The following is a 15596-nucleotide window of genomic DNA, read 5'->3' as shown; positions in this document are numbered from 1 at the left end:
TTATTTGATTTTGTCCAGTAAACCGAAACCTCGCGCTGCGGTTATGGGGTTAAATATTTCTACGTATTCGGTTATCTCACCAGCCTCATTGAATTTGAAAGTGGAGTAGTAGTAATTCTCATAATAACCAGCGTTATTTTTAAGCTTGATTTTCCCTGTGTACTTTACGAAAACAATGGACGGGTCTTCCATGGCATAGATTTCTTCAATTAGGAATTCCATTCCATCAAAATTTGGGAATACCGGGGTCCAATAATCACGAATCCCATGCTTACCGCTGGCACCCTCTGGGAATAAACCTGATGCGTAAGGATTGGTATGTTTTGCGTCTTGGGCAAATAGAGTTACAATTCCATTTACATCCTCGTTTTCCAGGGCTTTAAAAAAAGCAAGCACGGAATTCTTATTTTTCGAAGCAGTTGCATTGATCATGTTCATTTCATTTTTTATTACTTTCAATTCTTCTTGAAGGGTAGAGAGTTCTATTTGCGAAGTATCACGACAGCCAAATGTTATTAATATCAACATGCACAGTATACTAGAGGTTCTCATCATTCCGCTTTTTAGGATTTTAGTTGGGCAATGGCTTTCTTGGGAAGCCCAGTGTTTCCATCTTGATACTTAAAGTTGAACTTCATGGAATTGATTTTCCAATTTTTATCCGAATCGCTTACAAGTTCAAAATCGTAAGAACCCACTACAGTCCATATATTGCCATTTTCATCTGACAAATAGTGTGTTGCTGTACCATAACAGAAGAGCTCAGCTTTATCATTATCTACTTCCACCAGAAAATTGCCAACTTGATGATGCGTGGACTCAAATCCTGGCAGTATGCCTTTCCAAGCCGTAACGATATCTTCTGGACTTAACTCGGTAGCTGGATTTCCCGTCATGGAGGAGTAATCCAATAACACTTTGGGACCAAATGTTTCCATGACATTTTCCCAGTCTCTTTTATCTGTGGATACAAATAAATTGACAACCACATCCTTTGGGTCTTTCATATGTTGTGCATTTAAGGTTAAGGATAGGAAGATAAGCGCTCCAATTATAATTGCTTTCATTGCTTATTTGTTTGATACAAAGCTCTGAAAGAAAGTAGGGGAGTGTTTTATGATATCAAATGAAGAAGTATAAATTTCAAAGATTCACTTGCTGGCGGTACTCCAAGGGTGTGTTTCCGGTCTTTCTTTTGAAAAAAGCACTGAAGTTATTGGGGCTATCAAAGAATAGGGTAAAGGCAATTTCCTTAACGCTCCAAGTTGTTTGGGCTAAATACGATTTGGAAAGAATCAACAGATGATTGTGGATATGGTTAAGAGCTGTTATTCCGGTTAAGGTTTTGACCACAGAATTTAAATGATTGGGATGTACGCTCAATTTTTGGGCATAGTAGCTGGTGGAATGCAAGTTAGCGAAGGTTTCCAGTTTTGTATTGGGATAGAAACTGGTTTGGATTAGGGTTTGATACCTTGAAAGTAGTTTTAAGTCGGCTGTTTTTAAACCACTTTTGGCGGTCTCATGGTCAACTTGTTGCTCAAAAAGCCTTTTGATTATGGACAACAACAAGTATACCTGTGCCTCAATAATTTGAAACTTATCTGGTGAGGAACCGTTGTATTCTTCCCAAACACTTTTGTAAATGGAGAGAATAGTTTTGAGCTGGTCCGATGAGATTTCAAATGGAATGGACTTTTCCATTTTTAAAAAAGGAAACAACTTTAAAAGCTGTGAAAGAATATTGGATTGAACCACAAAATCTTGACTGAACATGAGATAGTATCCTTTCCAATTGGGTAAAATGTCCCAGGAAATTAATTGGAACGGGGTATTAAAAAAAACGATAACACCTTCTGGAAAATTTGAAAACTGTCCGGCAACAACTTTTCCATCCCCGTCAGATTTAATGGCTAGGGCATAAAACTCATGTCGGAAAACGGGCATTTGACTATGGACCGTGAGCATATTCTCCTCAAAATTCCGAATATCGAAATGCGGATGTTTTGGAGGAGCAATATTAATGCCCTCGCAATATTCAGAAATCGTTTTGAAATGCTTCATGGAAACCCGTGAAAGTCACTTTCCGCTCAAGTGTTCTTATTTATAAGACAAACCTCCTGAGGGACAGGCGTCAATTTGACTTTTTAAAGCTTCAATCGATGCATTTTCAGGTTTAATCCAGGGGCGTTCCTTCGGATTGTATACCTCGGGTAATCTTTTTACACATTCTCCAGCGTGGATGCATATTTCTGGTTTCCAGACTACAGCGAAATCTCCTTTTTTGTATTCTTTTGGTGCAGACATGTTATTATAATTTAGTTATTTCAATACATCTTGAATATCATTCAGTTTTTTAAACATAGCATTTGCAAATGGGCAAAGCGGAAGAATTTTTAAATTCTTTTCACGAGCCATTTCTACAATTTTGTAAAGGATTTGTTTTCCCACCCCTTTGCCTTTAAAGGCTTCCTCCACTTCGGTATGATCTACAATAATAAAATCACTCCCTGGAATGGAGTAGGTCATCATCCCTGCTTTTTTTCCGTCCTCTCGTGCTATTGCAAAGCCTTTGCTCTCACGTTCTCTTATTTCTATCTCCATATTAATGTATTATTTAGCTGCTATTGAGAAATCAGGCCCTAGGGATTAATATCATTTTCTTTTAAAAACGCATCCAACTCTTTAGTTGAGGGGTTCTTAAGATGTTTATCCCCAAAAGTCACCGTAGGAAACTTTAGTTTCCCGTCATAAAGGTCTCTAACTGTTTTTTCCGCTTCGGGTTGGGTCTCCACATTAAAATCCTCAAATTCTAACCAAATGGATTGCAGATAGTTTCTCAGGTTGGCGGACTTGGTGCACCAGTTGGTACCGTATAATTTCAATTTCTTCTCATCCATGCGCTTTGACTCTTAAAAGTTTTAAAAAGGTAGGCTGTATTCGTTCGGCTTGTGTCACGATAAAAGGAGTGACCGACATTAACAGGATGGAAACGGCCAAAAAGATTTGGTAGTTGTTTTTGCTAATTAGTTCATATTCCAGTCCACTTTGAGCCAGAACAAATGAGAATTCACCAATTTGAGCAATAGAGAATCCAACGGCTAAGGCGGTTTTCCAATCCAATTTCATCACCTTTACAGCAAGTATGCCCGCTATGGCTTTTACCAATAGGGCGAAGAAGAACCAAAATACAATCCAACCAAAATCTGTGGCGAAAATCTTCCAATCCAACAACATCCCCATTGAGATGAAAAAGAAACTCATGAATACGTAACGAAATGGAAGAAAACAAGAAATAGCCATACGGTGATACTCGGTCTCAGCGATGATGAGTCCAGCTATAAACGCCCCCAATGCCAGGGAAAGGCCTAATTCCTCTGTTAATAAAGCAATTCCAGTTACTATAAATACCAAGGCAATCAGAAATACCTCTTGGCTTTGCACCTTCATTACGGTCTTTAGAAAAAAGGGAATGACAAAACGAGCCAAAAGGTAGGCAATGCCCCCCATAAGAATCAATTTCCCCAATAGCCATAACAAAGCTTCCAAGGGACTACTATCGCCTGCGCCAGCAAGAATGGGTGTAAACAACATTAAAGGAACAATCATGATATCTTGGAACAAAAGCACAGCCAAAATGAACTTTCCATGGGGCGTTGTGATTTTATTGGTGTCCTGCAATACCTTCACCACAATAGCGGTACTGCTGAGTGCATATAAAAAACCCCAAAAAATACTTTCCTCTACCGAAGGTCGCATCAAAAGCCATATTAGGCCAGCAGTGATGAAGATGGTAAGAAATACCTGGGAAGCGCCCCCAATCAACACATAGTTCTTGATGCGCTTCAAGTTGCTAAAAGAAAATTCAAGCCCTACCGTGAACAATAATAAAATAATGCCTATTTCGGCGTATACATCAACTTCCTCCATGTTGGTAAAATATTGGCTGGTATTCGGGCTAAGCAAGACCCCTGTAATCAGGTAGCCTATGATGTAGCGAATTTTTAGGAATTTGCATATAATTATCACCGCTGTTGCCACTCCAAAAATGGCAAACAGGTTAAGGAGTACATGGTGCTGCATTGACCGGTATTTAGTTGTTGTTAATTTACAAATATTCATTGGCTTGAAAAACCTATTTATGTAATTGGAGAAGAATATTTTTTATGAAATCTGGGTTTGGATGATAGTCGGTTTTTAATACGAAGTTCGCTATCTTTCAGAAAGGAAACCAAGAGCTTTCCAATCTAAGAATTCACTATGAAAACAATCTATGAACTTACAGATTTTCCACAGCTTCAAACTGTTCCAAAAGAACAACTGGACTGGTTGATGGACAATCTCGAGATTGAAGAGATTCCCAAAGGGGGTTATCTATTTGAAAAAGGGAGTCCCATCGACAGCCTAACGCTCATCTTTGAGGGAGATTTTGAGCTATACTTATTACAAAACAATAGCCGTAAAGCTTTTGGTCGAATCAAAAAACATGATATTTCTGGTCTACTGCCCTACTCAAGGGCAAAAAATGCTGGGGGATATGCTGTGGCGATAAAACCGGGTATCGTCGGAAAATTGGATAGGGAAAAACTGCAAGTATTGATAGGTAGGTTTTATGAGCTTACAGAGGTGTTGGTTCATGAAATGAATAATCGCATCCGGAATATCACCCAGATTGAAGTTCAAAATGAAAAGTTGATTGCCCTTGGAAAACTATCCGCAGGTTTAGCCCACGAACTGAACAATCCAGCATCAGCCATGGTGCGAAGCGCTTCTTTATTGCAACAACATTTAATGGGGTTGCCGGAGGACTTTAAGAAGGTTATCAAAATTCGTGCTGACGATAAGGCAATTGACAGTGTTAATGAGTTTATGTACAAAAAGCTCCAAGAGAAACCAGAAGAGCTCTCCATGCTGGAAAAGAATGACCTTGAGGATGATTTGTATGATTGGTTTTCCAGCTGCAGTTTGGATGATCAGTATGATTTGGTACCCTTGTTGGTGGAATATCAATTCACTACGGATGATTTGCTCTATGTGAAATCACTATTAAGGGAAGAAGATGTTAATCCGGTATTGAAATGGATTGTCCAAAACATGACCACTCACAAAACGGTGGGTGATATCAAAGAAGCCTCCTCAAGGATTGAAACCTTGGTAAAATCCGTCAAGACCTATTCCTATATGGACCAAAGTTTGGATTTTCAAATGGTGGACGTACATACCGGGATACAAAGTACACTCAATGTGCTAAATCATAAGATTTCTAAGGTTGGACATAAAGTGGATATTCAGTTTGATGAGAATGTACCCAAAATACATGGTCTACCTGGGGAATTAAATCAGGTTTGGACTAATCTGATAGACAATGCCATCGATGCGTTGCCTTCTGAGGGGGGAGAAATCAAGGTGAAGACCAAAACCTCAGGTAGTTTTGTGTATGTGTTTGTGGAAGATAATGGTCACGGAATTGCAGAAGAACACCTCAATCGTATTTTTGAACCTTTTTTTACCACCAAGGAAATAGGAAAAGGTACCGGTCTGGGGTTAGACGTGGCCCTAAAAATCATTAAGCAACACAACGGGCAACTTAAGGCAAAGTCCAAGCCGGGGGAGACCATTTTTGAAGTTTGTTTGCCCATCAATCATAACCCAGAAGAAGAAAATTCGTGAAAAAACCAATCATTATTGCTGTCGATGACGACCCACAAGTCTTATCGGCGATACGTGGAGATTTGCGTTCCAGATACAGAAATGATTATCGGATTATGGCCACTACCTCTGCCCAAGAGGCGCTTGAAGCTATCCAAGAATTAAAGAACAAAGGGGAAGAGGTTGCACTTTTTCTATCAGATCAACGCATGCCTTCCATGTTAGGGGTGGACTTTTTGGAGAAAGCTCTAGTGGTATACCCCCAAGCGAAACGGGTTCTGCTCACTGCATATTCAGATACTGATGCTGCGATTAAGGCGATAAACGACGTACAGTTGGATTACTATCTACTGAAACCTTGGAATCCTCCTGAAGAGAAGCTTTATCCGGTGATAGATGATGTTTTGCAGGACTGGTTGGCCAATTATTCCCCGCCCTTTTCAGGTTTGCGAATAGTAGGATATCCGTTTTCGCCTAACACTCATAATATCAAGGACTTTTTGGCCGGAAATATGTTTCCCTATCAATTTTTGAATGTTGAAAATGAAGATGGAGCAAAAGAATTGGTGGAAATCAACCAGCTAGGTTCTAAAGACTTGCCCGCTGTCTTCTTTGAAGACGGAAACATGCTAAAAAATCCAAGCCTTTCAGAGATTGCTGAAAAATTAGGCTTGAATGTACGGGCGCAAGAAGAATTGTATGATGTCATAATCATCGGGGCCGGTCCAGCTGGACTGGCAGCAGCGGTTTATGGGGGAAGCGAAGGATTAAAAACCTTGTTAATTGACCGAAAAGCCCCAGGGGGGCAAGCAGGAACCAGTTCAAGAATCGAAAATTATTTGGGTTTTCCGAAAGGTCTGAGTGGCTCAGACCTGGCACGAAGGGCAATTACCCAGGCTACCCGATTCGGTATAGAATTTCTTTCCCCAGTTGAGGTTACAAAAATTGAAGTACGGGACTCTTACAAAATCATAACCTTGTCAGACGGTAGCGAACTTAAAAGTAAAGCCGTGGTCATTGCTACGGGAGTGGATTATCGAAAACTCCCAAATAAGGGCATGGAAGATTTGACTGGTGCTGGTGTATATTATGGTGCGGCAACTACCGAAGCCCATACTTGTAAGGATGGTAATGTTTATATAGTTGGGGGAGGAAACAGCGCTGGACAAGGTGCTATGTATTTATCCAAATATGCCAGAAAGGTAAATATTGTAATTCGAAGGGATTCTTTGGAAAGCACTATGAGCTCATACCTGATAGACCAAATTGATAATACAGAAAATATTGAGGTGATTCCTAACTCAGAAATCGTCGAAGCCATTGGAGAATCTAAGTTGGAGCAAGTAGTACTTCGAAACAAAACTGCAAATTCAGAGGAAAATTTAGAAGCTCGAGCAATTTTTATTTTCATCGGTGCCCGACCCTATACGGATTGGACAGGGGCCAATTTCCTAAAAGATGGAAAAGGCTTTCTGGTTACAGGAAGGAATGTGCTAGATCATGAGTTGGGAACAATTCAATGGAAGCAAAGCAAACCGCCTTATCTGCTGGAAACCAGTGTGCCCGGTGTGTTTGCCGCGGGCGATGTAAGAAGTGGTGCGATGAATAGAGTAGCTTCAGCCGTGGGTGAAGGTTCCATGTCCATCAGTATGGTGCATAAGTATTTGAATGAAAACTAAGGACGTATGGAAGATAGCGAATTGAATTAGAATTTCAATTCCGCTGTTAATACTGTATGAAAAAGTGTGTCATCCAAACCGCTTTCTTTCAAAAAAGCGCCAGGAAATATCAGATTGGTTTCCAGTTCAATATTGACCAAATTGTTTAATTCAAACGCTGTAATTGTACCAATTTGATGTCCAATAAACCGTTCTTCGTTTGCTGAAGGATATTGCAAATTAAGAGGAGGACCATAAACCCCATCTTGTCTGGAAAATCTCCAGAAGGCCACATAGTCGAATTCAAAATTGAATTGCCCGATAGAGGTGTCAAAATAGGGGTGAATGTCAAATAAATTAGAAGGCCCTATTCGTGCAACCCTTCCGAAATAGGCACCACGGGGATAGATACCATCAAAGGTGTTTAGCGTGTTGTCAGTATCGCTGTTGTCGCCACTTATGGCTTCCGTTTTCAATCCAATTACACTGTTGTCACCAAAATAGGGCATAGGGTATTCGATATTAAAGGAAATGGTCCAAGCCCTAATATTCTGATTTCCAAAACTACCGGTTTGAAAAACAAACTCGTTGTTATAAGTCAATTTCTTCCATTCACCAAAATGGCGTAGTCCTAAACTAAGTCGATTATCATCTGCCGTTCCAGAATCCCAGGTTTTTGCTTCTTCTTCCTTGTAAATGGCATAGATATCCATGCTGGAATTTGGCTTCCAATGTTGTGTCCAATACACTCCACCAACCGATTCCTGAAAATCTAGGGCATCATTGTCAAAAACACTTTCGCCCACTATTACCGGCACGGCATAAAAACCAGTAAGCTCGGTTTTTTCACTTTGATATTGCAATTGGGCCATATCAAAAGACAAACGGACGTTGGGACCTTCTCGAATATCAATTAAACGTCCACTGCCTAAGCGCATGTTCTGCCGACCCACAAGCACATTCCAATTCTCATCAAAATGATAACGGGCAAAAAGTTGATTAAAACTCAATTCATCCCTATCTACGGGAGTTAAGTTGGCTTTGCTTGTAATCAAGCTTGAATTGAGTTCGACGAAAAACTCAAATTTATCAGTGATTTTTAAGTGGGAATGAAATTGCAACCGGTTCAGAAACCAAATATCATCCTGATCAACTTCGGATGCAAACTCCTCATTAATAAAGGCTTCAGATTGAAACCGATAACTTCCACCAAAACTCAGATTTCCCTGCTTGCCCAGTCGGACTTGCTTAATGTTTTGATAGATACCTGATTTGGTATTCGGATTGATGAATATTACATCATTCTGGCGCAATAATTTGAAATCCAGTTGTGATGAGTTTTCTTCTTGGGCATGAATCAAAAAGTTGGAAAACCAGCATAGCAATATGAGAAAACATGTAATCTTCATTGCAATATCCCCTGGTTTTCCAAGCTGTTAATCTATTCTTGAACAAACTGTAGGTCAATGACCAATTTCACTTGTTCTGCAACAACTACCCTACCAGCCTCGGTCACTGCACTCCAAGCAAGGCCAAAGTCCTTTCGGTTGATAGTTCCTGTAATTTCAAAACCCGCTTTCGTTTGACTATAGGGGTCAACCACAATACCATTAAAATCGACATCCAACTCAATACTTTTGGTAATATCCCGAATGGTCAAATCCCCTGTAAGCTTTTCACCATCGAATGACGTAGACCTGAATTTCATTTCAGGATGTGCTTCCGCATTGAAAAAGTCATTTGACCTTAAATGGTTATCACGATCTCTATTTTTGGTATTGATGCTTCCTACGAAAGTTTGGAATTCAAAATCAGCATTGATGAAGTCCTCTGAATCCGTAATGACGGTAGCTTCGAAATCCTCAAAGTGACCCGTCACTGTAGAAATCATCATGTGTTTTACCTTAAATCCAATTTCTGAATGGGTGGTATCTAAATTCCATTTTGTTTTTACTGCTGTTTCCATATTTGTTTTTTATTGATTAATTCCATTGATATCCTCCGAAATACTTTACTGGTGACCAGTCTGGAATAACCTCTGGCAATTCCGGACTCATATCGACAAATTCTTCTGCTCCATAGACAACATCCCCATCAACTACTGTTAATACAGAAGTCAAATCATTGATTTGCTTCTCAGGTATAGTGAAATAATCGTCGGAAAGAATAGCGAAATCAGCGAACATGCCATCCTCTAAAGTACCTTTAACGGTTTCCTCGTTCGAGACCCATGCACTGCCTTTGGTATACAAATGCAAGGCTTCCTCTCGTGTCAATTGATTTTCCTCGGATGCAAGTTGAAAATCACCCACAGTTTTCCCAGTTATCAGCCAATACAAAGCGGGCCAAGGATTGTAACTAGCTACACGTGTTCCATCGGTACCAGCACCAACGGGAATTCCCATTTCCATCATTTTCTTAATTGGTGGCGCTTCTTTGGCTTTCTCGACACCATAACGCTCTACAAAATATTCACCTGCATAGGCCATACGCGCCTGTATGGCAACCCCGCCATTCAAGGCTTTGATGCGCTCCAAGTCCTTTACTTGTACGGTTTCCGCATGATCAAACAACCATCGTTTTGATGCCAACTTGCCGTTGGTTTCTTTATTTACCTCCTCAAATACATCTAACATTAAAGAAATGGTCTCGCCATAGGTGGCGTGAACCCTAAATGGCCAACCATTATCCACATGCAGACGAACAATCTGCTTTAAATCCTCTCTCCAAGTTGGGCGATCTCTATCCAACAAGGGTTGTGGTGCAAGGAAATTCTCAAAGTCACCAGCGCTCCATGCCAAAAATTCTCCGCCCCCTTCCAATTCATAACCGTGTTTTAAATGTATTTCACCATTGTGACCTATTTTATTATTAAGCATCCACGCTTTGAACTCGGCATATTCTGCCCCTTTATTCTGGGGAAACAGGTAATATGATAGTCTGATAGGCATTTTTCCAGAATCTGCTAGTTTTTTGGTGCCGACATAATCTCTGGGAAATTTATGTCCGCCACCACCCGCATCAATCCCACTGGTAATTCCAAAAGTGTTCAGTTCTCTGTAGAACTGTCTTGTGCCATTTTCCATTTCTAGTTGAGTTAAAGGGGGTAAGCTTCCTATACGAGCGTATAGGATGGTAGGATTTGGGTCCGCAATTAAAACGCCTGTCAACTTTCCATCGGGGCCTTTCTGAAATTCAGAATCCGTAGGGGCTTTGGTATTTTCATCAATTCCTAACGCGTCCAATCCAGCTTGGTTTAGATACCCTTGACTATAGAGGAACAGGACATAGGTGGGCACATCGCCAGTAGCTTCATTCAATTCTTCCATGGTGAACAGTCGCTTTTCTTCAAATTGAAATGGACTCCAGCCACCAATTACACGAACCCATTGTCCTTCTGGAGTTCTAGCTGCTTGTTCTTTTAGCATTTCCAACGCCCGTTTCAGAGTTTTCACGCCATCCCATCGGACCTCAGCGTTAAAAAATCGTCCTCCTCGGGTCAAGTGTAAATGCGAATCGTTCAAACCAGGAATCAATGTTCTGCCCTTGGCATCTATGACTTTCGTGCTATCACCTGCCAAAGCTTTTATTTCTTCCGTTGTTCCGGTAGCAATAACTTTTCCATCCTTAATGGCGATGGCCTCAGTAATTGTCCTATCGGGGTCCATCACCGCAACCTTTGCATTGGTGACAACCATGTCCGCAGTTTCAGAAGCTTTTTTTGTTGGCTCATTACAAGCCATCAGCAACACTGCCATTACCAATAGTGATACAAATTTTTTCATCTCGATTGGATTTTAGACCCTCGGATTACGAGGGTCTTTCAACTTTAGGAAGGGCTTTTTTTACTTCTTTTCGTCTTCTTCTTTAGCCCACTTCTGCATGGTCTTGATGTAATCTATACCCAAACCATAAGCGCCACCATATCTTTTGGCAAGCTCGTTCACCTCTATATATTGATCGGAACGTGCCCAATCTCTATATACTTCCAACATATATTGCATGGATGTCATTGGGATTACACCAGCCTGTATCATTCTAGTCATTGCCATATCATGAGCTTCTTGTGATACTGCACCCGAGGCATCTGAGATTACATATACTTCATACCCATCTTCAAGAGCGGATAGGGCAGCTAGATTGATACATACTTCTGTCCAAAGACCCGCCATTACCAATTTTTTCTTTCCTGTGGCTTCAACAGCTTTCACAAAATTCTTATCCTCCCAAGAGTTCATGGTCGTTCTGTCAATATAGGTTGACTCATCGGGGTAATATTCCCTGATTTCTGGGAACACGGGTCCTGAAAATTGTTTTTCAGCAACTGTTGTTATAATGGTTGGCACCTCAAATAGTTTGGAAGCCCCTGCAATCAAGCCAGCATTATTTCGCAATTCTTCAATGGGTTGTGACTCTACCGCGAAGGCCATTTGACCCTCATGATCTATAAGAAGCAAAGCATGGTTTCCTGGATGCAATACTTGTTCCGCAGCGTTGGCAGGATCATTAACGGGATTCGGTGCATATTGGGTCCATTGTGCAAAACTCATTGTTGTAATCAATAGTGCTAGTGTAGATAATTTTAAGGTTCTCATTGTACTTGTTATTTGTGTTGTTTTTAAATTTTCTTGTTTTGATTATTCAATATTCATAGGTACCTCCATCAATAGTAGTTCGGTATCGCTGTCGGCAGATATTTCCAGATTTTCAATATCCCAAAGTCCAAAGCCGTCCCTTTTTTCCAACCGCTGGCCGTTTATGGTTACATTACCTTCAATAACAAAAGCGTAAACTCCATTATTCGCAACATCATTCAATGCATAGCTCAATGACTTTCCTTCTTCCAAAGAAGTCATGTTGAACCAGGCATTTTGGTGAATCCAAACTCCTGCGTCCTCAGCATTTGGTGAAAGCACCTGCTGTAATTTGTTTTTTCTGTCCTCTAAGTCCAATGTGATTTGGTCATAGCGAGGCGCTACTCCATTTTCATTGGGCATCACCCATATTTGCAAGAATTTTACCTCTCTATCCTTATTGGCATTATACTCGCTATGCAGGATGCCCGTACCTGCACTCATGACCTGAATATCTCCCTGCTTTATCACGGCCGCAGTCCCCATGCTATCTTTGTGCTCCAAATCTCCTTTTAGGGGTATGGAAATGATTTCCATATTGTTGTGTGGATGAGTGCCAAATCCCATTCCCGCTGAAACCACATCGTCGTTCAACACCCGTAATACCCCAAAATTCATTCGCTCGGGATTGTAATAATTGGCGAAGCTGAAGGAGTGATGTGAGTTTAACCATCCGTGATTTGCTTTTCCTCTAGTATCCGCTTTATGTAATACTGTTGTTGCTGTTTTTGTTTCCATCGTTTCTATGTGATTAAATCCTAATTGTTTGACATTTGTTTTTGTGTTCGTAGGAGAACTGGAAGCTGCTTTGAGATAGTTGCCTACTCCTAGTGCAGCCAATACTCCTCCCCAAGACACATTTTGTAAAAACTCTTTTCGTTTCATGATTAAGTTTTTGTTGACATGGTATAGTCCAATGATGTGCCAAACACATAAAATATTGTATATCAAATAGTTAATCAGTTTCAGACAATTAATTTTTTTCTCTATCTATAGTATTTTCTGTTATATGAGAAATTTTGTCTTTATTTTAACATGGAAAAACATACCCAAATGGACTTAGAAATTCCTTTTCAACTTTTTAGAGAGCAGTTTTTTGAACATATGCCCTATAAAATCATGTGGATGGATGAATCAGGAAAGATTATCTATGCCAATGGCCAGTTCTTAAAGCGTTTGGGATATTCCCCCAAAGAGGTTAAAAAGTTGACCATATTCGATATAAACCCATCAGCCACAGAGGAAAGTTGGGCCACACATTGGGAAAAAGTTAGCAATGAGAAGGTATACAGCTTTAAGTCCGTACATCAAACAAAAAAAGGAAAGTTTTACGATGTCGAGGTTTCTTCACATTTTTTCTCAAATAATGGAAAAAATATTATTGCTGCTATTGTCAATGATATTTCTGAATCCAGTTTTTATAAAAACCTGTTGAACCATGCCGAGCGTATGGCGAATGTGGGAGGTTGGAAATTGAACTTACAGGATGGTTCCTTGGTGGTTACAGAGCAGGCTCTTGAAATTTTCGAAACTGATACGAAAGACGATTTATTACCTGGGAAAGTAATTCACTTATTTCAGGAATCCGAAGAGTTGAAAACTTTGTTGAGCAAAGCCATTCGAAATGGTGCCTCTTACGATGTGGTATTGACTTTTAAGGGAGATGATGAACACTCAAAATACATTCGATGTGTCACAGAACCCATTGTGCAAAAAGATAAAATCGTAAAAATCATTGGGACCTATCAAGATGTCACAGCCCAAAAGGAACACGAGTTGGGCTTAAAGCTGTACAAGGAAATCATAGACAACGCCCCAGATTTAATATATATCTGGGACATCCATGGTAAATTGATACACTACAATGAAGCGGTTTCAAAAAATTTGGGATTCACAAAAAGCGAACTCAATGATTTCCATATCTATGACTTGGATGAAAATATTACTCCTGAATGGTGGAGGGAGCACTTTATGGAACTTATAGAGAAAAAGGTTTTGCATTTGGATTGGCTGATTACGCGAAAAGACCACACCAAGTTCCCAGCCAATATTATCGCAAATCACCTGACGTACCAAGGGGAAAATTTGAATTGTGCCATTATTCGGGATGTGACCCAAAAGAACAAACGCGACAAAGCGCTTTTTGAAGCTTTGGAAGAAATAAAGTCACTCAAGGACCAATTGGAAATTGAAAACGAATACCTCAAGGAGGAAATCAAACAAGAATTCAATTTTGAAAATATTATTTGCCGAAGTGAAGATTATAAGGTTGTCCTTGAAAAGGTCAACCAAGTGGCTCCCACAGACACCACGGTTTTAATTACCGGGGAATCCGGAACAGGAAAAGAATTATTGGCTCGGGCTGTTCACGATAATAGTCAACGCAAAGAAAAGCCCTTGATTAAAGTCAATGCAGCGACGCTGCCTTCGGAATTGATTGAAAGTGAGCTTTTTGGACATAAAAAAGGAGCGTTTACGGGAGCAACAGAGGATAAGGTGGGCAAGTTTAGCTTAGCTGACGGAGGTACTATTTTTTTGGATGAAATAGGGGAGTTACCCTTGGATTTGCAACCCAAGCTCCTTCGCGTACTACAAGAAGGTGAGTTTGACCGGCTTGGAGGAACAAAAACAATAAAAGCGGATGTTCGAATTGTTGCTGCCACCAATCGAGACCTTGAAAAAATGGTCAAGGAAGGTAAGTTTAGAGAAGATTTATACTATCGTTTAAATGTTTTCCCCATTCACAATATTACACTTCGGGAGCGGAAAGATGACATCCCCTTATTGGCGCAGTACTTTTTGGAAAAGTATGCTGCAAAAGCCGGAAAACCTTTTAAAAGACTTGGTAAGAAAACTATCGCGTTGTTAATGAATTATAATTTTCCTGGAAATATCAGAGAACTTGAAAATCTAATAGAGCGTGCGGTAATTCTAGAGAATGGCACTACACTAAACCCAGGGAAGTGGATTCCTTCAACGAATGGCGTATCAGAATTAAAGGAAGATTTTAAATCCTTTGAGGCTATGCAACGGGACTATATCATTAAAGTTTTGGACAAAACCAATTGGCGGGTGAGTGGTCCTAATGGTGCCGCCGCAATTCTTGAAATGAAGGACAAAACTTTATTTGCGAAAATGAAGCGTTTGGGTATTGAGAAGGAGGTAAGACTTAAGCGATAAAAACAGAAAGAGGGCAAAAAGCCCTCTTTTTTTATCTATTAGGAAAAACGTATGAGTTTTAATCCCGTATGCCTTCTGGAATTTTTCCAGGTGGCATGACGGTCCAAAATCCTGTTCAAAATATTTTTTCCTTCGGCCTTGTTTTTCTTTGAAGTTTTCATAATTAGCTCCTTTCATAGTTATCAAAATGAATGTTCAAACATTCCCTTTTTCACACCTCTATAGTCGTATTAACAGGTTGAATATTACATCCTTAAGAAAAGATTAACCCTGCTTTAAGTATTGTGTTGAAGGAATAGAAAACAACTTAATCCAGTTATGTTTTAGAAAGAACATTTCTCAAAGATTTAAAGCTATTGGGTGAAATGAACTGCGTGGTATTGAAAACCAGATTTGCTCTGTAGTTACTTCGATTTTTTAAAAAATATATTTTTTTGGAAAAATGTATACGTATTGTACGAATTAATTCTAATTT

Annotated in this window: 16 protein-coding genes; 3 read left to right on the top strand and 13 right to left on the bottom strand. The window is 40.0% G+C overall.

What is annotated here, in order from left to right; all coding sequences use genetic code 11:
• From ACSLUF_RS08815 to ACSLUF_RS08785, 7 genes are all read right to left on the bottom strand, one after another.
• Entirely contained in the window at positions 1-528 is a 528-nt protein-coding gene (locus ACSLUF_RS08815; RefSeq protein ID WP_435625746.1) for a nuclear transport factor 2 family protein, read from the bottom strand.
• 35 nt (positions 529-563) lie between these two features.
• Positions 564-1067 (bottom strand): nuclear transport factor 2 family protein, encoded by a 504-nt coding sequence (locus ACSLUF_RS08810; RefSeq protein WP_435625745.1) that lies wholly within the window; start codon positions 1065-1067, stop codon positions 564-566.
• 76 nt (positions 1068-1143) lie between these two features.
• A complete protein-coding gene (locus ACSLUF_RS08805) occupies positions 1144-2064 on the bottom strand; it encodes a helix-turn-helix domain-containing protein (RefSeq protein WP_435625744.1) in 921 nt (306 codons plus the stop codon).
• A gap of 36 nt (positions 2065-2100) precedes the next feature.
• Positions 2101-2307, bottom strand: coding sequence for a (4Fe-4S)-binding protein (locus ACSLUF_RS08800; RefSeq protein ID WP_435625743.1), 207 nt, complete (start codon positions 2305-2307; stop codon positions 2101-2103).
• A gap of 15 nt (positions 2308-2322) precedes the next feature.
• A complete protein-coding gene (locus tag ACSLUF_RS08795; protein ID WP_435625742.1) occupies positions 2323-2604 on the bottom strand; it encodes a GNAT family N-acetyltransferase in 282 nt (93 codons plus the stop codon).
• Positions 2605-2642: 38 nt separating this feature from the next.
• On the bottom strand, positions 2643-2900 hold the full coding sequence (locus ACSLUF_RS08790) for a glutaredoxin family protein (RefSeq protein WP_435625741.1): 258 nt from the start codon (positions 2898-2900) through the stop codon (positions 2643-2645).
• A complete protein-coding gene (locus tag ACSLUF_RS08785; protein ID WP_435625740.1) occupies positions 2893-4083 on the bottom strand; it encodes a cation:proton antiporter in 1191 nt (396 codons plus the stop codon). The genes ACSLUF_RS08790 and ACSLUF_RS08785 overlap by 8 nt, the downstream gene beginning before the upstream one ends.
• 177 nt (positions 4084-4260) lie before the next feature.
• Here ACSLUF_RS08785 and ACSLUF_RS08780 point away from each other — a divergent pair, with 177 nt between their 5' ends.
• Together ACSLUF_RS08780 and ACSLUF_RS08775 are read left to right on the top strand one after the other, a co-directional pair.
• The gene (locus ACSLUF_RS08780; protein ID WP_435625739.1) at positions 4261-5670 is read left to right on the top strand and encodes an ATP-binding protein; all 1410 of its coding nucleotides are present in this window, start codon (positions 4261-4263) and stop codon (positions 5668-5670) included.
• Positions 5667-7328, top strand: a complete 1662-nt coding sequence (locus ACSLUF_RS08775) for an FAD-dependent oxidoreductase (RefSeq protein WP_435625738.1) — start codon at positions 5667-5669, stop codon at positions 7326-7328. The genes ACSLUF_RS08780 and ACSLUF_RS08775 overlap by 4 nt, the downstream gene beginning before the upstream one ends.
• Before the next feature lie 26 nt (positions 7329-7354).
• Here the strand turns inward: ACSLUF_RS08775 and ACSLUF_RS08770 are convergent, their stop codons facing one another.
• The 5 genes from ACSLUF_RS08770 to ACSLUF_RS08750 are packed head-to-tail and all read right to left on the bottom strand — an operon-like array spanning position 7355 to position 12826.
• Positions 7355-8716, bottom strand: coding sequence for an alginate export family protein (locus ACSLUF_RS08770; RefSeq protein WP_435625737.1), 1362 nt, complete (start codon positions 8714-8716; stop codon positions 7355-7357).
• Positions 8717-8748: 32 nt separating this feature from the next.
• On the bottom strand, positions 8749-9273 hold the full coding sequence (locus tag ACSLUF_RS08765) for a YceI family protein (protein ID WP_435625736.1): 525 nt from the start codon (positions 9271-9273) through the stop codon (positions 8749-8751).
• Between the two features lie 16 nt (positions 9274-9289).
• Positions 9290-11092: an amidohydrolase gene (locus ACSLUF_RS08760; protein WP_435625735.1), complete on the bottom strand. Its 1803-nt coding sequence runs from the start codon at positions 11090-11092 to the stop codon at positions 9290-9292.
• 60 nt (positions 11093-11152) lie between these two features.
• Positions 11153-11902 carry a hydrolase gene (locus tag ACSLUF_RS08755; protein WP_435625734.1) on the bottom strand — a complete coding sequence of 250 codons (750 nt, stop codon included), beginning with the start codon at positions 11900-11902 and terminating at the stop codon, positions 11153-11155.
• A 42-nt stretch (positions 11903-11944) separates the two neighbouring features.
• Positions 11945-12826, bottom strand: a complete 882-nt coding sequence (locus ACSLUF_RS08750; RefSeq protein ID WP_435625733.1) for a pirin family protein — start codon at positions 12824-12826, stop codon at positions 11945-11947.
• A 168-nt stretch (positions 12827-12994) separates the two neighbouring features.
• On the opposite strand from ACSLUF_RS08750, the gene ACSLUF_RS08745 reads away from it, so the two are divergent.
• Entirely contained in the window at positions 12995-15121 is a 2127-nt protein-coding gene (locus ACSLUF_RS08745) for a sigma 54-interacting transcriptional regulator (RefSeq protein WP_435625732.1), read from the top strand.
• A 38-nt stretch (positions 15122-15159) separates the two neighbouring features.
• On the opposite strand, the gene ACSLUF_RS08740 is transcribed toward ACSLUF_RS08745, so the two are convergent.
• Positions 15160-15282, bottom strand: a complete 123-nt coding sequence (locus ACSLUF_RS08740; RefSeq protein ID WP_435625731.1) for a hypothetical protein — start codon at positions 15280-15282, stop codon at positions 15160-15162.
• Between the last annotated feature and the right edge of the window lie 314 nt (positions 15283-15596).

This window comes from Flagellimonas sp., from assembly GCF_965601775.1.
Taxonomy (GTDB): Bacteria; Bacteroidota; Bacteroidia; order Flavobacteriales; family Flavobacteriaceae; genus Flagellimonas.
This window is presented reverse-complemented; position numbering and strand designations above follow the sequence as displayed.